Raw genomic sequence first — 19,709 nt, forward strand, 5'->3', positions numbered from 1 at the left:
CTTCCCTCTCTTCGCTTTGAAGTGTGTACTGTGCAGCATTTTAGTAGAGCTGAGTCTTGGCCTGATACCTCAGCACAAAAGGATGGGTATGGTGGCTGGTCTTGGGAAGATATTTATCATAAGTCCAAATATTCCCCTGAAAAGTTTGTTATTGCTGTTTCCAGCAACGGGATATTTGGCGGGCTTTTTTCTGGGAAATTACTTGCCACTGAGGTTGAGCTACAGTTTGTACAACGTGATATTCATTGCGCATCACTTAAAGGTTTCATGATCCCAGCGTCTATCACGTACAGTGCGATGTTAGGGCTGGTTATGGGTCGCGATATTCTTTCTGTGTGTGAGCCAGCCCCGGACATTGTTGAACGGTACATGACAAGCATGAAAGGTGATGTGACTTTTAATTTTGGGCAGAAAGGTGAAGTTACTAAGATGAGTGTACCGGTTGACGAGGTTTTACTCCCACCAACCGATCAGTAGACGGCTAACTTATATTCATTTCTCTGTGCTGATACTGCTGGTTCGTTTTCGACATACAGCACCGCTCTCTTTTCGTCTTTAGAGAGTTTTGGGAATAGAATTACACCTGTTTTACGCAGAGCTGCGATGCGCTGCATTGGTGTCATATCTTTAAATGTTGTCATCTCAGTCCTCCTTATGCGTAAACGTTTATACGTTCAGTAGGTGCTACTGCATAAAATAATTCTATACGCATTGCTCATAGTGTCAACCACTATTCAGATGCTCACCTATATACTAAATGTCCTCGATCTCCTCGCTATCCCTTGCTGTTCCTGACTTTACGGAAATAGCCGACTAAAGAGACCCTATACTCTAACTGCTTATTCTAAGCTGTATATCGCCGGGAGAATGCACCCCGCCCCCCTGCGGCTGGATCGCTGATACCCCCATCATATGTTAATCGGCTCGTGGAAATATCCTGCCGGTGATTGTACCTCTGGCGCATGGACTGTGGTGCTTAGCGTTTTGCTGGCTGAGATTAGAGTTGCCCGGATCTTCCAGAAATATCTGCCGGTGGGTTGTCGATATGCTGGCTGCATAACCTTTACTATATGGGGTCAGTTTGGATATAGAGAATTATTGTACGGTAAGCCTGTTTTTTGAACAGGCTTACCTGTAGCAATAGGGTGTACTCCCGCGCTATACAGCGTTTTCAGGGGATTTTGTCTTAATCGGATAACCTAAATGCGATACAGCAAGAGCGACAACCTAAAAGCGATAGCCACTGACGATAAATCAATCACTTACGTATCCGAATTGGTTAAATAATGTGCTTAGCGTACAAAAATTTCCGATCTCCAAACTGACCCCTATAAAGCAGGGAACGGTAACAGCATCACTGATGATGAAAAAGCTGGCCAGCTATCCGAAACAGAATGGTCTGGCAAAGGCTCTGAGGGAGATTGGCCGCATCGAAAGGTCATTGTTTATGCTGGACTGGTTCCGGGATCCTTCCCTACGTCGACGAGTACAGGCAGGGTTGAATAAAGGTGAGGCCCGCAATGCCCTTGTTCGAGCAGTCTTTATGCACCGACTGGGGGAAATCAGAGACCGTGGACTGGAAAACCAGAGCTACCGGGCCAGTGGGCTGACATTGCTGACTGCGGCGATCTCACTGTGGAATACGATATATATAGAAAGAGCCCTTGATGCTCTGAAGCGAAAAGGGATTCAGGTAAATGAACAGCTTATTGCTCATCTGTCCCCGTTGGGATGGGAGCACATAAATCTGAGTGGGGATTACGTCTGGCGAACAAATCTCAAGCTGGGACAGGGTAAATACCGCTCATTACGCTCAATGGATAGTAGTTTGTACAAAAAACAGGCTTAACGTAGGATATTTTCCGTTTTCCAAACGGACCCCAGATAATGCCCGATGACTTTGTCATGCAGCTCCACCGATTTTGAGAACGACAGCGACTTCCGTCCCAGCCGTGCCAGGTGCTGTCTCAGATTCAGGTTATGCCGCTCAATTCGCTGCGTATATCGCTTGCTGATTACGTGCAGCTTTCCCTTCAGGCGGGATTCATACAGCGGCCAGCCATCCGTCATCCATATCACCACGTCAAAGGGTGACAGCAGGCTCATAAGACGCCCCAGCGTCGCCATAGTGCGTTCACCGAATACGTGCGCAACAACCGTCTTCCGGAGCCTGTCATACGCGTAAAACAGCCAGCGCTGGCGCGATTTAGCCCCGACGTATCCCCACTGTTCGTCCATTTCCGCGCAGACGATGACGTCACTGCCCGGCTGTATGCGCGAGGTTACCGACTGCGGCCTGAGTTTTTTAAATGGCGGAAAATCGTGTTGAGGCCAACGCCCATAATGCGGGCGGTTGCCCGGCATCCAACGCCATTCATGGCCATATCAATGATTTTCTGGTGCGTACCGGGTTGAGAAGCGGTGTAAGTGAACTGCAGTTGCCATGTTTTACGGCAGTGAGAGCAGAGATAGCGCTGATGTCCGGCAGTGCTTTTGCCGTTACGCACCACCCCGTCAGTAGCTGAACAGGAGGGACAGCTGATAGAAACAGAAGCCACTGGAGCACCTCAAAAACACCATCATACACTAAATCAGTAAGTTGGCAGCATCACCGGCGATTGTTACTCGTTTTGGACAAGTCAGCCTGAAGGAAAATCAGCGACGAACCGGCACTGATTATTTGCATCCTGAACGTCTGTCCTTACCTCTGACATTGCGACCATCCTTAAAGCCCGCTTTACGCAACATCAGACGTTAGTAAGTCATTCTCAATATTGCTCTAATCAAAGTGAATCCCCAGATCTGATGCAATTTATGCAAATCAAATGCTCCAGAAGACGGCTGGCAGACTATCAACAGGATATCTGTATGGCCACTCTTGCACTCTGCATTCCGATTGACGCCGCATCGTAAGTTGAAGTTTGCTAATCTTTGAGATGTAGTACCCTCTATACAGTGCGGATTTTAATTAATGGAATAAATGATTATGAGTGAAAATGATACAATCCAAAAGAAGTCTAAAAGCCAGATTAACAAAGCGGTATTCTTTACATCTGCTTTGTTAATTTTCCTTCTTGTCGCCTTTGCCGCTGTATTCCCGGATGTCGCCGACAAAAATTTTAAACTACTTCAGCAACAAATCTTCACGAATGCCAGCTGGTTCTACATCCTTGCAGTGGCCCTGATTCTACTGAGTGTCTCGTTCCTGGGACTCTCACGCTACGGTGATATCAAACTGGGTCCGGACCATGCGCAGCCTGATTTTAGCTATCACTCCTGGTTTGCGATGCTTTTCTCGGCAGGGATGGGGATCGGCCTGATGTTCTTTGGCGTTGCTGAACCTGTGATGCATTATCTTTCACCTCCTGTCGGCACTCCAGAGACCGTTGCGGCAGCGAAGGAAGCAATGCGCCTGACGTTCTTCCACTGGGGCCTGCACGCATGGGCAATCTATGCCATTGTGGCACTGATCCTGGCCTTTTTCAGTTACCGTCACGGTCTGCCTTTAACGCTGCGTTCCGCACTTTATCCCATTATTGGCGAGCGCATATACGGACCTGTAGGCCATGCGGTTGATATTTTCGCCGTTATTGGCACCGTCTTTGGCGTTGCGACATCGCTGGGGTACGGTGTTTTGCAGGTGAATGCTGGTTTGAATCATCTTTTCGGGGTGCCTATTAATGAAACGGTGCAGGTGATTCTAATCGTTGTCATCACTGGTTTAGCGACGATTTCGGTGGTGTCCGGCCTGGACAAGGGAATACGTATACTGTCTGAGCTCAACCTGGGCCTGGCAGTGCTGCTGCTGGCGCTGGTCCTGTGTCTGGGACCAACCGTGCTTCTGCTGAAGTCATTTGTGGAAAATACGGGCGGTTATCTTTCTGAACTGGTGAGTAAAACTTTTAACCTTTATGCGTATGAACCTAAGTCGAGCAACTGGCTGGGGGGCTGGACATTACTGTACTGGGGATGGTGGCTTTCATGGTCGCCGTTTGTGGGGATGTTCATCGCAAGAGTCTCGCGCGGTCGAACCATTCGCGAGTTTGTCACCGGCGTGCTGTTTGTTCCCGCCGGCTTCACGCTCATGTGGATGACGGTGTTTGGTAACAGCGCAATCTATCTCATTATGCACCAGGGGGCGGCTGATCTCGCCAATACCGTTCAGCAGGATGTCGCGCTGGCCCTGTTTAATTTCCTGGAGCATTTCCCGTTTTCTTCCGTGCTGTCATTTATTGCAATGGCGATGGTCATTGTCTTCTTTGTCACCTCGGCTGACTCCGGGGCAATGGTTGTTGATACGCTGGCATCGGGTGGCGTCGCTAACACGCCTGTATGGCAGCGAATTTTCTGGGCCTCGCTCATAGGGATTGTGGCAATCGCACTGCTGATTGCGGGGGGACTGAGCGCGCTGCAAACCGTGACAATAGCGAGCGCATTACCTTTCTCAGTGATTTTACTGATATCCATATACGGATTATTAAAAGCCCTGCGTCGGGATTTGACCAAGCGTGAAAGCCTGAGCATGGCGACTATTGCTCCGACTGCAGCGCGTAACCCGATTCCATGGCAGAGACGCTTGCGCAATATCGCTTATCTGCCAAAGCGCTCTCTTGTGAAACGCTTTATGGGCGACGTTATCCAGCCCGCCATGACGCTGGTTCAGGAAGAACTGAATAAACAGGGAACGATAAGCCATATAAGTGATACTGATGACGAACGAATTCGGCTTGAAGTCGATTTGGGCAATGAGCTGAACTTTATTTATGAAGTGAGACTTCGTGGCTATAACTCACCGGCTTTCGCCATGGCTGCAATGGACAATGACGAGCAGCAGGTTGAGCAACATCGATATTATCGCGCTGAGGTCTATCTGAAAGAAGGCGGTCAAAACTATGATGTGATGGGCTGGAATCAGGAACAGCTGATTAATGACATACTGGACCAGTACGAAAAACACCTGCACTTCCTGCACCTCGTTCGTTAATACAAAAATGCCGTCCTGCCGGGCGGCATTTATTTTCCCGAACTTAATACAAGGATATGCTGAATGATTTTACGCTGGCAATGGATTCTCAGGCAGACACTTAAAAAGCTATGGTTCAGGGCAACGTTATTTGCAATGGTAGCAATAATAACGGCCCTTTTATCTATTCTTTTTAGATCAATGATCCCAGAGTCAGTATCAGTGAAGGTTGGTGCGGAAGCAGTTGATAATATTCTGAACATACTGGCATCGAGTATGCTGGCGGTGACCACATTTTCACTGAGTATCATGGTCACCGCTTACGGTTCAGCCACTACTAATGTGACGCCCAGAGCCACGCGTTTAGTTGTAGAAGACGTAACCACACAAAATGTACTGGCCACTTTTATCGGTTCTTTTCTCTTCAGCCTGGTAGGGATTATTGCCCTCAATATGGGAGCCTACGGAGAAAGGGGTAGAGTCATTTTATTCATTGTAACACTGGTTGTCATTGCCTTAATAATCATCACATTGCTTCGCTGGATACAGCATTTGACCTCTCTGGGCAGGGTAGGTGAGACAACAGCAAAAGTAGAACAGGCGGCGATCGAGACATTTATTGCGAGAGCAAAAAGTCCATGTCTTGGCGGATATCCATGGCTTGAGAACAATGAACAACCAAAAGGAACTGTTGCCGTATATCCGGAGAAAATTGGCTATGTTGAATATATTGACATGGTCAAGCTCGGCAGTCTGCTGAGCAATGATCCTCGTCATGTATATCTTGTGGCGCAGCCAGGCAGTTTCATACATCCATCGATGCCAGTTTTGTACCTGAGTTCTGGTCAGGAGTCATCAATCTGTACCGATTTACTTGAAACGATCATTGTCTCGGATGTGCGTTCATTTGCTCAGGATCCCCGATTCTGTCTCAGCGTCATGGCCGAAATAGCCTGCAGGGCCCTTTCGCCCGCAGTAAACGATCCCGGTACTGCGATTGATGTCATTGGCAGAGGTGTTCGAATACTCTCCGCTTACGCGCAGAATAAAATAGATGAAACTGAAGTGATATATCCTTCAGTACATGTTGCGCCACTTCAGATCAAAGACCTACTGGAAGACTTTTTCTTACCTGTTGCACGTGATGGTGCGAGTATGAGGGAGATTCAGATAAGAGTCCTTAAAGGACTGTCTATGCTGAGTAAGGGTTGGCCTGGGATGTTTGCTGAAGCCGCACATATACTGGCATCTGAAACATTAGAGCATGCAACTCGTACTGGTCATATAGGGGTCCGCTTGGAAAAAGGAAATTATCCTACGCTAAGCGCATTTTTTGCACAGATGGCTACCGACTGAACGTAACGTGTGAGTCATGATCAGAAATGTGTTAACTCTAGGAATTGACACGACTTACTGTTCGATGGGGAAATCATGTTTAGCTATCTCAAGGCTATGTATCATCAATCAAAAATTCAGGCTGAACTCAAGGCACAGATACATGAACAAACTACGGTTAATGCTATCTGTCATCACCCTGAATCAATCGAGATCATTGCGGTTTGTTCGACTGATGCGTATTACCGAAAACGTAAGGACGCTGCTTTTCTGACAACCTGTTCTGTGCTCATGCGTACTTTAAAAGATGAATCCGTACCGATGGTACTACGGAAAACAGCATGGCGATTATTGAACGAAAGATACCAACGAATTAAGTTAAATCAGGCTTATAGGATAGAAAATTTCTTGCTTGTTGCCGATTTTGAATATGCTCTCGAAGAACATGATGAACTAGCAGAGTAGTACTAGTGAGGCGATGAATACCGACAGTTAACGTGCATGTGACTTAAACGTCCGAAACCGAACGATTACGTACAGCATGTAGACAACATGTCCGAAAGTAAGCAAAACCATTAACGGACAGCCGGATCATTTCGTACATCCCTTACAGTCAGGGGTTCGCGCTCAATGGAACGAAATCACCCGTTAGCTTAAAACGCTTAACGTAGGATAATTTCCTTTTTCCAAGCGGACCCGTTCAACGTCACTTCTGATGTTCAGCTTCGGCTAATCGCGACAAATTTTCTTTTGCCAACCACATTTCCACTTCTGTAAGACTTAGTTGTACTTCCTCTCTGAGTGAAAAATCAGCTAGCGGCTGCTGTTCAAGCGCTGCGCACATCCTGCTGGCAGAACGCATCCCCATGCTGGCGCAGCTGCTTTTTAGCTGATGTGCCAGACGTTTTATCTTCTCGTACTCACATGCTGCGCGCGCTGCGTCAATCTCATCTAATACAGGAAGGGTGTGTTGCTTAAAGAGCGCTAACCATTCGTGCACCTTTTGCCATCCCATTAGCTGGATATCCCCGGCTAATTGCTGGGTATCTAACCGTTGGTTGTCATTTTCTAATGCAACCGGGAGAGGGGCGTTACCGTGGAGATAATGGGTAATGAGCCGACTAAGTTCATCCCGGGGAACCGGTTTTTGAATAACGCCGAGAAACAGGGTGCTGGTTCTTTGGCTTAGCGTTTCGTCGATGACGTGTGCGCTAAAGCCTATTAGCTTTAACGTCGGAAACTCGTGGGTTAACTGTTGCGCCAGCGTGATGCCGTCGATATCCGGAAGATCAAAATCAACCAGCGCGGCATTATACTGGGCGTCTTGCTGCAGTATGGTGAGCGCCGCAGCCGCACTGTCGGCAGCGGTGACCTGGGCGCCATTGAGGGTGAGCATTTCTGTACTGATGCGCTGCGTGAGGGGGGTATCCTCGATTAGCAGTAAGCGTAAACCCTGTAACGATATGGCACGTGGAACGGATTTAGCTACCGGCATCGCGCCAGCCCGTAATGGCAGACGCAGACGAAAGCAGCTTCCGACTCCCGGCGTACTGGTGACGCTCAGTTCTCCCTGCATCGCCTGCGCAAGGCTGGCACTGATAGTGAGTCCAAGCCCGGTCCCCCCACGTTTACCGCTAACCTGAACAAACGGCTGAAAAATATCGCGCTGATGGACAGGGTCAATCCCGCATCCCGTGTCCTCAACCTCAATATACCAGTCCTGATCTTTACATCGGCTACGCAGGGTGATGTGTCCGCGATCGGTAAAGCGCAGCGCGTTGTTTAATAGGTTAGTTATGATTTGCCGAATGCGGCGCGGATCGCCGCGTAGGGAGTCGGGGACATCGTCGGCAAAATCCGTAACCAGCACGACCGGGCGACCCACAACGCGACCATGCATGAGCTGAAGCGTACTTTCCAGCAAGGGTCTGGGCTCAAAAGGTTCATCGCCGATCGCCACATTTTTTCCGCCCGCTTCGATGGCGGAATAGTCCAGGATATCGTTGAGGATGGTCAGCAGAGACTCGCCAGAGTCGGTGATTGCGCGCAGATTCTCCTGATGCTGCGCCAGAGCGGGATTGTCTGAGAGCAACTGCGCAGTGCCGAGGATCCCATACAGCGGGGTGCGTATTTCATGGCTCATGGCGGCAAGAAACGCCGATTTTGCCTGGTTGGCTTTTTCGGCTTCTGCCCGCGCCTGCCGGTGTTCAGACACCATAGAACGCAGTTCGGCGGTGCGAGCTTTTACCTGAGCGGCCAGATGTTCGCGATGGCTATTAAGGGCGTGAACGCTGCCGCGAAAGGCGTCCATTAACCGCCCGATGGTATCCAGTTCGCGAACGCCCGCGGTTTCCGGAAATGGGGAGTCAATATCACCTTCAAGCAGACGCTGTAACGCCTGGGTTTGCTGCGCCAACGGGCGCGTGACCGAGCGGTAAACTACGCGCCAAAGAATGAGAATTAACAAGCACAATGACACCGCACCTAACAGCAGCAGCAGCGTTTGCCCGCGCTGGCTGGCCTGTTTGAGATGCGCCAGCCCGGTCTGATTGCGTTGGCCAATGATTTCTACCAACTGACTGACTTCGCTACTGAAACGGGTAAATTGCTCGATATTGTTCTGCGATAAGATCTGTAAGCGGGTGGTGATGTCATTATCCTGACGATACAGGGCCAGCAGATCGACATAACGGCTTATCGAATTTACAGCGCCGGCAACCTGAGTGCGTACCAGCGGATCTTCAATGCGTATTTGTCGGCGGTGAAGCACTCTGACGGCGGCATTAAGCTGGGTTTCCAGCGCTGCAAGGTTATTCTGCGCCTGGTTATTCCCCAGATTCATCACCATTTGCTGCACGCGTAGCGCGCTCAGGCGCAGTTCATTCATCTGGTTATAATATTCCAGATCGATATCGATAAGCCTGTCGAGAGCGTGTTCTGCCGCCTGTCCCTGATGGCTCTCAATCAAATCATAAATGCTTGCCTGCGTAGCGCCCGCCGAGGTGGCGGCATTACTGGCCTGACCGCGCGCCATTTCGGCAACGTCGGCGGTAGCCTCAACAATATGTTGGCTGAGCTGTTGCTGCCGATCGCGCAGTTTCAGACGTTCGCCAACCAACTCCCCCTGATGGCTTAACGACTGGGCGATCTCTTTTTCCTGTTGTTCAATGGCCGACGTGTCAAAGCCCTGCTCGCGCAGGGTTTTCAGTAAAGCGGTTATTTTCAGGCTTTGGGCGGTTAACATACGCCCCTGAGCCAGCCACATATTTTCATTATCTGCGGTGGTCAGATTCTGCGCGGAAAACAGTTCCCAGGCGCTGGCTTCGCTGAGCTGGCGCGCCATGTCCATGGTCGGGATCAGCGCCTGGGTATTGGCCTGCTCAACCTGGCTGACAAAACGCAGGTTATACCAGCCAACCAGCGTACTAATGAGGGTCAGTGCCGCCATCAGCCCGAAGCCTATCCACAGTCGTTTGGTCAGAGATAAATTCACTGTCGGGTCGCCACAGATTAAAAAGGTTGAGTCCAAAAGAGGAAAGCAACTAGGATAAAGCCTTATCAATGTTGAGGCTATCATGCGCGTATTGGTTTTCCTGCTTATCACACTTTTTCCCGGCTTAGGTCACGCGACCGGGTCCGCACTGCTGCGCTGGCAGGATACTCAGCAGGCAGTGCCGGAGCCGCTAACGGACGTTACTGCAAACAAAGTCTGGAAACTGTGCGCGCTGTATCCCAGCCTGAAGGATTCCTACTGGCTTTCCGTGAATTACGGCATGCTGGAGGCGGCGAAAAAATACGGCGTAAGCCTGAAGGTGCTCGAGGCGGGAGGGTATCGCCAGTTCGACACGCAAAAATCACAAATCGCTCAATGCCAGCAATGGGGCGCGGATGCCATTTTGTTGGGCAGCAGCACGACGACTTTTCCGGATTTGCAGGCGCAGGTTGGCACGCTGCCGGTTATCGAGGTGGTGAATGTTATCCATGACGCAACGGTAAAAGCCCGGGTTGGGGTTCCGTGGTTCCAGATGGGTTATCAGCCTGGCCGCTATTTGGTTAAGTGGAGCGCGGGCAAACCGCTAAAGGTCTTATTATTGCCAGGACCTGATGACGCCGGGGGCAGTCGTGAGATGGTGGCCGGATTCCGTCAGGCGATTGCTGGCAGTCAGGTGCGCATCGTGGATGTGGCGTTGGGCGATAATGATATTGAAATACAGCGTAACCTGCTGCAGGAGATGCTTGAGCGTCACCCGGATGTCGACGTGGTGGCCGGTACGGCAATTGCTGCTGAAGCGGCGATGGGGGAGAAGCGCAATCAGGGCGCGCCGTTAACTGTCGTCTCTTTTTATCTGTCGCATCAGGTGTATCGCGGGCTTAAACGCGAAAGAATCATTATGGCTGCCAGCGATCAAATGGTCTGGCAAGGTGAACTGGCGATTCAGCAGGCTATCAGAGTATTACAAGGACAACCGGTGCCGGAAAATATCAGTCCCCCGATCCTGGTGCTCACCCCGAAAAATGCCGACAGCCAGCATGTAAAGTGCTCGTTGTCACCCGGCGGATTCCGTCCTGTTTATCTGTATCAGTACACGTCGGCCGCTAAAAAATAGCCTTCCCCGTGCTGTGTCACCAGTAAATCAGCCCGCAGCTTGTGGCGTAAACGGCGGATCAGTACGTCCACGGTGCGTAAGTCCGGATTGTCTACCCGTCGTGCCGAAAGCATGCGCAGTAAACGTTCGCGACTGAGAATTTCCCCCGGATTGGTGACAAACGCGACCAGCATTTCATACTCGGCGCGGGTGAGTTTGATTGCCTCGTCGCCCAGTTCCAGAGTATGACGGGAGACGTTCAAACAATACCCGGCAAACTGATAGCAGTTGTCTTTGGCCTCCGGTCGCGCCTCGCGGGCAAGGTCGATACGCCAGAGTAAATTTTTCACTCTCACCACCAGTTCACGTAGCTCCAGCGGCTTGGTGACATAATCATCAGCCCCCATTTCCAGGCCAACGATACGGTCAATTTGGTCACTACGACCCGTTACCAGGATGATCCCCACCGTTGAGCGTTCACGCAGGGCGCGGGTCAGCATTAAGCCATTTTCATCCGGGAGATTGATATCTAACAGAATAAGATCGACAGAGTGTTGTGACATGATTTCACGCAGGCCGGCTCCGCTGGCTGTGACCGAGACGTGATAACCTTCCTGTTCAAAATAAGCCTGTAATCGTGCCTGGGTAACGGGTTCATCCTCAACAATGACAATGTGATGCGACATCCTGGTTGTTGTCTCTTTCTGTTCATATCTGTTCACATTGTGCCGCAAGCCATTCATCCTGACCAGTGTTGCCGTTCACATTTGCGAAATAAGATCCTCTGTAACTAAACAATATATTTACAGGGGCTATTATGCGGAAACTATGGAGGGCGCTGCTCAGACCGAGCGCACGTTGGTCAGTGTTGGCGCTGGTCGTCATCGGGATGGTGGTCGGTATCGCGCTGATCGTCTTACCGCACGTTGGCATTAAATTAACCAGTTCAACCGAATTTTGCGTGAGCTGCCACAGCATGCAGCCGGTTTATGAAGAATATAAACAGTCTGCGCATTTTCAGAATGCCTCCGGGGTGCGCGCAGAGTGTCATGATTGCCACATTCCATCCGATATCCCTGGCATGGTGAAACGTAAGCTGGAGGCCAGCAACGATATTTACCAGACCTTTGTTGCCCACTCTATTGATACTCCTGAGAAATTCGAAGCCAAACGTGCCGAGCTGGCGGAGCGCGAATGGGCGCGAATGAAAGAGAACAACTCCGCGACCTGTCGTTCCTGTCATAACTATGATGCGATGGATCACGCGAAACAGCACCCTGAAGCTGCGCGTCAGATGAAGATTGCGGCCAAGGACAATCAATCCTGTATTGACTGCCATAAAGGTATTGCGCATCAGCTTCCCGATATGAGCAGCGGTTTCCGCAAGCAGTTTGACCAGTTACGCGCCAACGCAAACGACGATGGCGATACGCTCTATTCCCTGGACATCAAACCTATTTATGCCGCCAAAGGGGATAAAGAACCTGCGGGCTCACTGCTGCCTGCTTCTGAAGTAAAAGTGTTAAAGCGTGACGGCGACTGGCTGCAAATTGAGATTGTGGGCTGGACAGAGAGTAACGGGCGTCAGCGCGTGCTGGCGCAATTGCCGGGTAAACGCATTTTTGTGGCCTCCATTCGTGGCGACATTCAGCAGCACGTGAAAACCCTGGAGCAAACGACCGTCGCGGAAACGAATACGCAGTGGAGCAAGCTGCAGGCCACCGCCTGGATGCAGAAGGGCGATATGGTTAACGACATTAAGCCAATCTGGGCTTATGCCGACTCGCTCTATAACGGAACCTGTAACCAGTGCCACGGCGCACCTGAGAAAGAACACTTTGACGCCAACGGCTGGATTGGCACGTTGAACGGCATGATTGGATTTACCAGTCTGGATAAACGTGAAGAACGTACCTTACTGAAATATCTGCAGATGAATGCCTCTGACACCACGGACAAGCCGCATGGCGATAAGGGAGAAAGCAATGAAAAATAACGATCTCTTTCAGGCATCTCGCCGTCGTTTTCTACTGCAGTTGGGCGGCTTGACCGTCGCTGGTATGTTAGGACCTTCGCTGCTCACACCGCGCAGCGCCAACGCCGCAGAGGTGCAGGGAACTGGCGTCAAAGAGGGGATCCTGACCGGATCTCACTGGGGGGCAATCCGCGCCACCGTGGTTGATGGGCGTTTTATTGAAGCCAAACCGTTTGAGCGTGACAAGTACCCGTCAAAAATGATCGCCGGACTGCCGGATCACGTGCATGGTGGGGCGCGTATTCGCTATCCAATGGTCCGCGTCGACTGGTTGCGTAAACGCCATCAGAGCGATACCACGCAGCGTGGAGATAACCGCTTTGTGCGCGTTTCGTGGGATGAAGCGCTGGACTTCTTCTATCAGGAGCTGGAGCGAATTCAGAAGACCTATGGCCCGAGCGCGCTGCTGACGGCCAGCGGTTGGCAATCAACCGGCATGTTCCATAACGCCTCGGGGATGCTGGCGCGCGCCATTGCGCTGCACGGCAACAGCGTAAGTACCGGGGGCGACTATTCCACTGGTGCAGCCCAGTTGATTCTGCCGCGCGTGGTCGGGTCAATGGAGGTATATGAACAGCAGACCTCATGGCCGCTGGTGCTGAAAAACAGCAAAACGATTGTGCTGTGGGGTTCCGACCTGATTAAAAACCAGCAGGCGAACTGGTGGTGCCCGGATCATGATGTTTATGAATACTACGAACAACTGAAAGAAAAAGTGGCGCGCGGCGAGATCTCGGTTATCAGCGTTGATCCGGTCATCACCTCGACGCACGACTACCTGGGCCGCGACAAGGTTAAACACGTCGCTGTGAATCCGCAGGCCGATGTGCCGCTACAGCTGGCGCTGGCGCACACACTTTATACCGAGAAGCTCTACGATAAGCATTTTCTCGATAACTACTGCGTTGGGTTTGAGCAGTTTCTGCCATATCTGCTGGGGGAAAGTGACGGACAGCCTAAAGATGCCCAGTGGGCGCAAAAAATATGCGGGATTGATGCCGATACGATTCGTGAACTGGCGCGGCAAATGGCGGGCGGAAGAACGCAGATTATTGCCGGCTGGTGCGTCCAGCGTATGCAGCACGGGGAACAGTGGGCGTGGATGATCGTGGTGCTGGCCTCAATGCTTGGACAAATCGGCTTACCCGGCGGTGGCTTCGGCTTTGGCTGGCACTACAACGGCGCGGGCACGCCAAGCCGCAAAGGGATTATCCTGAGCGGTTTTTCTGGCTCCACCACCGTACCTCCTGTGCATGACAGCACTGATTATAAGGGGTACAGCAGCACCATCCCGATCGCGCGTTTTATCGATGCGATTCTTGAGCCGGGTAAACAAATTAACTGGAACGGCAAAACCGTTAAGTTGCCGCCGTTGAAGATGTGCGTTTTTGCTGGGACCAACCCTTTCCATCGTCACCAGCAGATCAATCGTATTATTGAGGGCTGGCGTAAGCTGGAAACCGTTATCGCCATCGATAATCAGTGGACCTCGACCTGTCGATTCGCTGACATCGTATTGCCCGCGACGACCCAGTTTGAGCGTAACGATCTTGACCAGTATGGCAACCACTCCAACCGCGGCATTATCGCCATGAAACAGTTGGTGCAGCCGCAATTTGAAGCACGTAATGATTTCGATATTTTCCGCGATCTCTGCCGCCGCTTTAATCGTGAAGAAGCCTTTACCGAAGGGCTGGATGAGATGGGTTGGCTGAAACGGATCTGGCAGGAAGGAAGCCAGCAGGGGAAAGGGCGCGGCGTTCATCTCCCCGCTTTTGACGTTTTCTGGAATCAGCAAGAGTACGTTGAATTCGAACATCCGCAGATGTTTGTACGTCATCAGGCATTCCGCGACGACCCCGATCTTGAGCCGCTGGGCACGCCGAGCGGATTGATCGAAATTTTCTCGAAAACCATTGCCGGTATGCAGTATGACGACTGCCAGGGGCATCCGATGTGGTTTGAGAAAATCGAACGCTCACATGGTGGACCCGGGTCGCAGCGTTGGCCACTGCATCTGCAATCTGTTCACCCTGATTTCCGTCTGCACTCGCAGCTTTGTGAATCTGAAGCGCTGCGTAAGCATTATGCGGTAAGCGGTAAAGAGCCGGTGTTTATCAACCCTCAGGATGCCAGCGTCAGGGGGATTCGCAACGGTGATATTGTCCGTGTCTTTAACGCACGTGGACAAGTACTGGCCGGGGCGGTTGTCTCCGATCTCTACTCGCCAGGCGTGGCGCGTATTCATGAAGGTGCCTGGTACGACCCTGATAACGGCGGAGAAACTGGGGCGCTGTGTAAATACGGCAATCCGAACGTATTAACAATCGATATCGGCACGTCTCAACTGGCACAGGCGACCAGCGCTCATACCACGCTGGTGGAAATTGAGAAATATACCGGCAAGGTGGATAACGTGACGGCGTTCAGCGGCCCGATAAAAATGGTGGCGCAGTGCGAATATGTTCCGGCGGAGAAGGTATCGTCATGATAAAACACTCTTCCCTGACAACAGAACAGATGGCCTGCGTTTACGCCTGGCTGGCGCAGTTGTTTTCCCGGGAACGTGACGATGACAGCCTGGCACTTTTGCAGTCCAGCGAAATGGCTGAGTGGTTCGCGGTGCTAAAAGGTGAACCGTCGCTTGAAGCGGAAGTCCTTCAGCTGGAGGAGAAAATTGCTGCGCTTCAGGTGCGTGAGGACGCAACCCTCGAACTGGCGGCTGATTTTTGTAGCCTTTTTCTGATGACGGAAAAACACGCGGCGTTACCCTATGCGTCGGCCCATCTTGAAGGAGGGCCGAATTACGGGGTCATTAAACGATTGTTAGCCGATGCTGGCATGCAGGTAAGCGAAACGTTTAGCGAGTCAGCCGATCATCTGGCAATTTTTATCGAACTGCTGAGTCATCTGCATTTTTCTCTGGGAGAGTCCGGGCTTAGCCGCCAGCGTATTGATGCGCTGCGCAGAGAAACGCTGGCGGGGCTGTTACGCTGGTTACCGGAATTCACCGCCAAATGCCGCCGCTATGATGACTTTGGTTTCTATGGCGCGCTGAGTCAGCTGTTGCTGGCACTGGTCAGGCTGGATATTCAGAACTGAGTGATGGCCTAAGCCACAGAAAAACGGGAATACATTCGCTCTAATGCTTGCCATTTTAACGAAAATGAAAGGGCGTAATGAGTAACTGAGAGTGGGACATCCGGAGGCAATGAATCTGTTGCCTCCGGTATATTGCTACGTTTACGGGGTCCGCTTGGAAAACGGAAATTATCCCACGCTAAGACTATATTTTGTACAGCAGTGGAGAAGGATGAGAGACCAGCAGTTCATTAACAGGGACTCCTTTTTGCTTAAGCGGCTCAATGGTTCTTTCTATATAAACCGTATTCCAGAGTGTTATCGCCGCCGTATGTAGTGTCAGCGCCGGTGGCGTGGTAACGCTGATCCTCCCACCCCCAGATCCCTGATTTCATTCAGCCGGTGCATGAAGGATGCTCGCCCAAGGGCCTCACCCTTATTCAGCCCCGCCTGTATGCATCGGCCTAAGCCTTTATCGCAAAATCAGTCCAGCATAAACAGCGTCCGATCTCTGCAGAAAATCGCCCTCTGCGCTACGAGTTTGAACGCATTTACTCTGTTTATAGGTAACATTCGCTCCACGATATAATGATATCGGCAACGTATTCAGCATCCTGAGCATGAGTCAGAAGGTGATCCGCCTTACCCAACGAAATGAAACTCTTGGGATGCTTTGCTGCTTTGAATATTTTTTCGGCCTGCTCAATTAACACAGTATCATCTTCAGTCGCATGAAAAATAAGCAGAGGCTTGTTCATGGCGAACACCTTATGAGCGATTTTGTGTTCCTGAATATTGTCCAGCATCTGTTTCTTTAAGGTAAATACCCGCCCGGCCAGCTCAACGGGATAGGCTCCATGCTGGTTAATGTTTTCAACATCATCCTTAAAAAGACGTTTTACGTGTGTCAGTTCTCCGGGTGATCCTATGGTGACAACGGCCTTTGCCTCAGGAACTTCGCCGGCAATAGACAGAATGGCCGATCCCCCCAGGCTATGGCCGATGAGCAAAGAAGGCGCTTCGTACTGTCGGCGGAGATAATCTACCGCGCAAAGCAGGTCCGAAATATTGGATGAGAAGTTGGTGTTGGAAAAATCCCCTTCGCTGTTTCCCAGACCAGTAAAATCAAACCGGAGAACGGCGATAGCATTCTCTGTCAGTTTCCGCGCAATACGCGCCGCGCCTTTGAGGTCTTTGCCACACGTAAAACAATGAGCTAACAGCGCAAACGCTTTAGGATTTTCAGGAAGTTCAAGCAATCCGGCCAGTTCTTCACCAGCCGCATTTTTGAACGTAAATTTTAGTTTTTTCATAGGATATTCCAGGTCTTAAACTGATTTCATATGTTTGATCGCAGGGAAAAATAATCTTCTGCTCTGCATCTGGCATTACGCGTTTTCCTTCCTCTACTGGGGATGTGAAACAGAATTCATTCCGAATGCCTGTCCTCACCTTCCAGTTTGAAAGCTGATTATTGCTTCCTGTTCGGTGATCACTTACGCTATGCTACCAACTAGATGGTAGTTTACAAGAATTTTATGAGGTCTCACTGAATGGCCAATTGCGCGCTCATTCTTAAAATATCCCTGGCAATGCTGGCGTTTGCTGCAAACTCTATTCTGTGCCGTCTGGCCCTGCAGGGAGGCCACATTGATCCCCTTTCATTCAGCAGCCTCAGGCTGGCCAGTGGTGCACTCGTCCTGTCACCTTTCTTGTTTTATCACGCAAAAACTACATTATCGCTGTGGCGTCCGCTGAGCGAATTTTACCTCATGGTGTACGCAGTGCTCTTCTCTGTCGCCTATATCCATCTCGATACCGGGGCAGGTGCGCTGTTACTTTTTGGTGCCGTACAGTTTGCGATGGTGATCCACGGATTATTTAAAGGGGAATCACTCTCCGTTACCGGCTCCTCATCGTGTATAACTCCTTTCTCTCTGGCCGTTTTGTCCTGTCAGGATGTCGTCAGAACCCGGCATAACACCCTGTGCCGGGAACACAAAAGGCACGGATGAACAGGTCGTGAATATTCTTAGTGAAGCCTGCTGATGACATGTCTGGCGACAAAAAAATGCCGCCCTTAAGGGGCGGCTTATGCCAGCGTCACGGGGTTATCGTCTGACCGCCATGATGCCCGCATCGACATCCCAGATAGCGCCCGTCACCCATGAGGTTTTGTCAGACAACAGGAAGAGAATAGTGTTTGCCACATCTTCGGCAGTTCCGACGCGTCCCAGCGGGTGGAAATCGTTCAGCGACTTCATAGCATCTGCGATATCCGCTTTGTCCATGAAGCCTTCGTATATCGGCGTATGAACAATCCCGGGAGACACCGCGTTGACACGAATACCCGCGCTGGCCAGCTCAATCGCCAGATTACGCGTCAGGGCATGCAGACCCGCTTTTGCCATTGAATAGGCCGAGGCCGGCGAGTCACCCAGTGCAGCCTGAGCACCAATCGAACCGACGTTGACGATAGACCCTTCGAGCTTCGCGGCGAGCATGTTCTTCACGACATCCTGTGTAATAAAGAACGTGGCTCGGTTCAGCGAAAGATACATGTCATAATCGGCAAAGCTGTGCTCGGTAAATCCTTTGGGCATGAAGATACCGGCGGCATTCACCATCAGGCTGATATCGCGATGGTGAGCATTAATTTCCTGACGGATAGTTTCCATACCTTCTTCGGTCATCAGGTTCGCCGCGATGACCGCAACCGGTCCCAGAGGGCTCAGTTCTTTTTGCACCGCTTCGGCTTTGTCTTTTTTATTCCCGGTCAGCACGACACTGCCGCCCGCTTCCAGTACCATGCGTGCCACGGCCAGGCCCATGCCGCTGGTACCGCCGACGACGAGCAGTTTTTTACCTTTGAAAAAAGTGTTCATTTTCTGACTCCATTACTGGTGGGTAAGACGTTGCCGGCAGCGTGAAACTGCCGGCGGTTGACGGATTAAATACTGCAGCCATCCGTTCCGCAGGTCTGACCCGCAGTGGCTGAAAATTCGGTTTGCTGTTCATCCCAGACCTGACGCAGGGCATTCAAAAAGTTATCTGCTGCCTGAGCCCCGCTGATGGCATATTTTTCGTTCATCACAAAAACCGGAACGCCGCTGAGGCCAATAGACTGTGCGTGGGCTTCATCGTCGGAAACGGTGGCGCGAAAATCGTCATTTTCCAGGGCGGCTTCAGCGTCAGCTTTCGGCATACCGGCTTCTACGGCCATGGCAACGAGCTGCTGACGGTCAAAGAGAGAGCGACCTTCGGTGATACTGCCATGATAAAAACGTTCTTCCACCGCGTCCGCAATTCCGGCCTTACGCGCGGCAACCAGCAGGGTGTGTGCATCTTCTGTATCACCAAACATCATGCCGTCGAAGTTGTAGATCAGACCTTCAGATTTACCGGCGGTGCCCACCTGATTCATCATCAGCTCCGCTGAATGCTGACTGCCCAGCTTTTTAACGATGGCATCCTTAAAAGGCATCGCGGGAGTACCACCGGCCAGACGGTAGCTGTGATGGCGGATCACCACCTGGTCGCGAAATTCAAAGCGATTCAGACCCTGTTCAAATCTTTTTTTAGCAATCCAGCACCACGGGCAGACCAAATCTGACCAGATATCGATGGTAAGGGTGGGTTTCAGCGTTTGCATAATGATTCCTCAAAGACGTTGGGCGGTCGGATCTCACTTATCAGAGAACCGCGACCG

14 protein-coding genes and 4 pseudogenes are annotated in these 19,709 nt (G+C 51.1%); 10 read left to right on the top strand and 8 right to left on the bottom strand.

Going from position 1 to position 19,709, the window contains the following annotated elements:
• Window positions 1-477 (top strand): hypothetical protein (locus QNN86_RS20410; protein ID WP_414212293.1); only part of this gene is annotated, 477 nt, incomplete at its 5' end.
• On the opposite strand, the gene QNN86_RS20415 is transcribed toward QNN86_RS20410, so the two are convergent.
• Window positions 471-641, bottom strand: coding sequence for a hypothetical protein (locus QNN86_RS20415; RefSeq protein ID WP_158706784.1), 171 nt, complete (start codon window positions 639-641; stop codon window positions 471-473). The two genes, QNN86_RS20410 and QNN86_RS20415, sit on opposite strands and share 7 nt — an antisense overlap.
• 683 nt (window positions 642-1,324) lie before the next feature.
• Between QNN86_RS20415 and QNN86_RS20420 the strand changes: the two are divergent.
• A pseudogene (locus tag QNN86_RS20420) lies at window positions 1,325-1,849 on the top strand (Tn3 family transposase); the annotation flags it as partial.
• On the opposite strand, the gene QNN86_RS20425 reads toward QNN86_RS20420, so the two are convergent.
• Window positions 1,846-2,558 (bottom strand): IS1-like element IS1B family transposase gene (locus QNN86_RS20425; RefSeq protein ID WP_313900446.1). Its coding sequence is split into 2 segments (ribosomal slippage): window positions 1,846-2,309 and window positions 2,309-2,558, totalling 714 coding nucleotides; the frame shifts between segments, so codons are not numbered across the junction. The pseudogene QNN86_RS20420 and the gene QNN86_RS20425 overlap by 4 nt on opposite strands.
• Window positions 2,559-2,986: 428 nt before the next feature.
• On the opposite strand from QNN86_RS20425, the gene QNN86_RS20430 reads away from it, so the two are divergent.
• The 3 genes and pseudogenes from QNN86_RS20430 to QNN86_RS20440 all read left to right on the top strand — a co-directional run bounded on the left by QNN86_RS20430 (window position 2,987) and on the right by QNN86_RS20440 (window position 6,763).
• Window positions 2,987-4,984: a BCCT family transporter gene (locus tag QNN86_RS20430; RefSeq protein WP_008502232.1), complete on the top strand. Its 1,998-nt coding sequence runs from the start codon at window positions 2,987-2,989 to the stop codon at window positions 4,982-4,984.
• 63 nt (window positions 4,985-5,047) lie between these two features.
• Window positions 5,048-6,250: pseudogene (locus QNN86_RS20435) on the top strand (DUF2254 domain-containing protein); the annotation flags it as partial.
• A gap of 144 nt (window positions 6,251-6,394) precedes the next feature.
• Window positions 6,395-6,763, top strand: coding sequence for a hypothetical protein (locus QNN86_RS20440; protein WP_032242306.1), 369 nt, complete (start codon window positions 6,395-6,397; stop codon window positions 6,761-6,763).
• Between the two features lie 241 nt (window positions 6,764-7,004).
• Here QNN86_RS20440 and torS read toward each other — a convergent pair whose 3' ends face one another.
• The gene (torS, locus tag QNN86_RS20445; RefSeq protein ID WP_137399282.1) at window positions 7,005-9,791 is read right to left on the bottom strand and encodes a TMAO reductase system sensor histidine kinase/response regulator TorS; all 2,787 of its coding nucleotides are present in this window, start codon (window positions 9,789-9,791) and stop codon (window positions 7,005-7,007) included.
• Between the two features lie 82 nt (window positions 9,792-9,873).
• On the opposite strand from torS, the gene torT reads away from it, so the two are divergent.
• Window positions 9,874-10,905, top strand: coding sequence for a TMAO reductase system periplasmic protein TorT (gene torT / locus QNN86_RS20450; RefSeq protein WP_115259205.1), 1,032 nt, complete (start codon window positions 9,874-9,876; stop codon window positions 10,903-10,905).
• Here the strand turns inward: torT and torR are convergent.
• Window positions 10,878-11,570, bottom strand: a complete 693-nt coding sequence (gene torR, locus QNN86_RS20455) for a two-component system response regulator TorR (RefSeq protein WP_016152137.1) — start codon at window positions 11,568-11,570, stop codon at window positions 10,878-10,880. The genes torT and torR overlap by 28 nt on opposite strands.
• Before the next feature lie 131 nt (window positions 11,571-11,701).
• Between torR and torC the strand changes: the two genes are divergently transcribed.
• The 3 genes from torC to torD are packed head-to-tail and all read left to right on the top strand — an operon-like array spanning window position 11,702 to window position 16,021.
• Window positions 11,702-12,880 carry a pentaheme c-type cytochrome TorC gene (torC, locus tag QNN86_RS20460; protein ID WP_016152138.1) on the top strand — a complete coding sequence of 393 codons (1,179 nt, stop codon included), beginning with the start codon at window positions 11,702-11,704 and terminating at the stop codon, window positions 12,878-12,880.
• On the top strand, window positions 12,870-15,410 hold the full coding sequence (gene torA / locus QNN86_RS20465; protein ID WP_115259204.1) for a trimethylamine-N-oxide reductase TorA: 2,541 nt from the start codon (window positions 12,870-12,872) through the stop codon (window positions 15,408-15,410). Before torC ends, torA begins: the two co-directional genes overlap by 11 nt.
• Window positions 15,407-16,021, top strand: a complete 615-nt coding sequence (gene torD, locus QNN86_RS20470; RefSeq protein ID WP_019076213.1) for a molecular chaperone TorD — start codon at window positions 15,407-15,409, stop codon at window positions 16,019-16,021. The genes torA and torD overlap by 4 nt, the downstream gene beginning before the upstream one ends.
• 199 nt (window positions 16,022-16,220) lie before the next feature.
• On the opposite strand, the pseudogene QNN86_RS20475 reads toward torD, so the two are convergent.
• Together QNN86_RS20475 and QNN86_RS20480 are read right to left on the bottom strand one after the other, a co-directional pair.
• A pseudogene (locus QNN86_RS20475) lies at window positions 16,221-16,534 on the bottom strand (Tn3 family transposase); the annotation flags it as partial.
• A 26-nt stretch (window positions 16,535-16,560) separates the two neighbouring features.
• A complete protein-coding gene (locus tag QNN86_RS20480; protein ID WP_004729622.1) occupies window positions 16,561-17,313 on the bottom strand; it encodes an alpha/beta hydrolase family protein in 753 nt (250 codons plus the stop codon).
• 240 nt (window positions 17,314-17,553) lie between these two features.
• On the opposite strand from QNN86_RS20480, the pseudogene QNN86_RS20485 reads away from it, so the two are divergent.
• Window positions 17,554-17,901, top strand: a pseudogene (locus tag QNN86_RS20485) (EamA family transporter); the annotation flags it as partial.
• A gap of 210 nt (window positions 17,902-18,111) precedes the next feature.
• Here QNN86_RS20485 and QNN86_RS20490 read toward each other — a convergent pair.
• Window positions 18,112-18,885: an SDR family NAD(P)-dependent oxidoreductase gene (locus tag QNN86_RS20490; RefSeq protein ID WP_004729618.1), complete on the bottom strand. Its 774-nt coding sequence runs from the start codon at window positions 18,883-18,885 to the stop codon at window positions 18,112-18,114.
• 65 nt (window positions 18,886-18,950) lie between these two features.
• Window positions 18,951-19,652: a DsbA family oxidoreductase gene (locus tag QNN86_RS20495; protein ID WP_001194072.1), complete on the bottom strand. Its 702-nt coding sequence runs from the start codon at window positions 19,650-19,652 to the stop codon at window positions 18,951-18,953.
• Window positions 19,653-19,709 lie beyond the last annotated feature (57 nt).

This window comes from Citrobacter sp. C348 (assembly GCF_047467975.1).
In the GTDB taxonomy this organism is placed as follows: domain Bacteria; phylum Pseudomonadota; class Gammaproteobacteria; order Enterobacterales; family Enterobacteriaceae; genus Citrobacter; species Citrobacter gillenii.

Coding starts and splice junctions, on each gene's coding strand:
- QNN86_RS20415 (WP_158706784.1), bottom strand. CDS start 641: ATGACAACATTTAAAGATATGACACCAATGCAGCGCATCGCAGCTCTG.
- QNN86_RS20430 (WP_008502232.1), top strand. CDS start 2,987: ATGAGTGAAAATGATACAATCCAAAAGAAGTCTAAAAGCCAGATTAAC.
- QNN86_RS20440 (WP_032242306.1), top strand. CDS start 6,395: ATGTTTAGCTATCTCAAGGCTATGTATCATCAATCAAAAATTCAGGCT.
- torT (WP_115259205.1), top strand. CDS start 9,874: ATGCGCGTATTGGTTTTCCTGCTTATCACACTTTTTCCCGGCTTAGGT.
- torR (WP_016152137.1), bottom strand. CDS start 11,570: ATGTCGCATCACATTGTCATTGTTGAGGATGAACCCGTTACCCAGGCA.
- torC (WP_016152138.1), top strand. CDS start 11,702: ATGCGGAAACTATGGAGGGCGCTGCTCAGACCGAGCGCACGTTGGTCA.
- torA (WP_115259204.1), top strand. CDS start 12,870: ATGAAAAATAACGATCTCTTTCAGGCATCTCGCCGTCGTTTTCTACTG.
- torD (WP_019076213.1), top strand. CDS start 15,407: ATGATAAAACACTCTTCCCTGACAACAGAACAGATGGCCTGCGTTTAC.
- QNN86_RS20480 (WP_004729622.1), bottom strand. CDS start 17,313: ATGAAAAAACTAAAATTTACGTTCAAAAATGCGGCTGGTGAAGAACTG.
- QNN86_RS20490 (WP_004729618.1), bottom strand. CDS start 18,885: ATGAACACTTTTTTCAAAGGTAAAAAACTGCTCGTCGTCGGCGGTACC.
- QNN86_RS20495 (WP_001194072.1), bottom strand. CDS start 19,652: ATGCAAACGCTGAAACCCACCCTTACCATCGATATCTGGTCAGATTTG.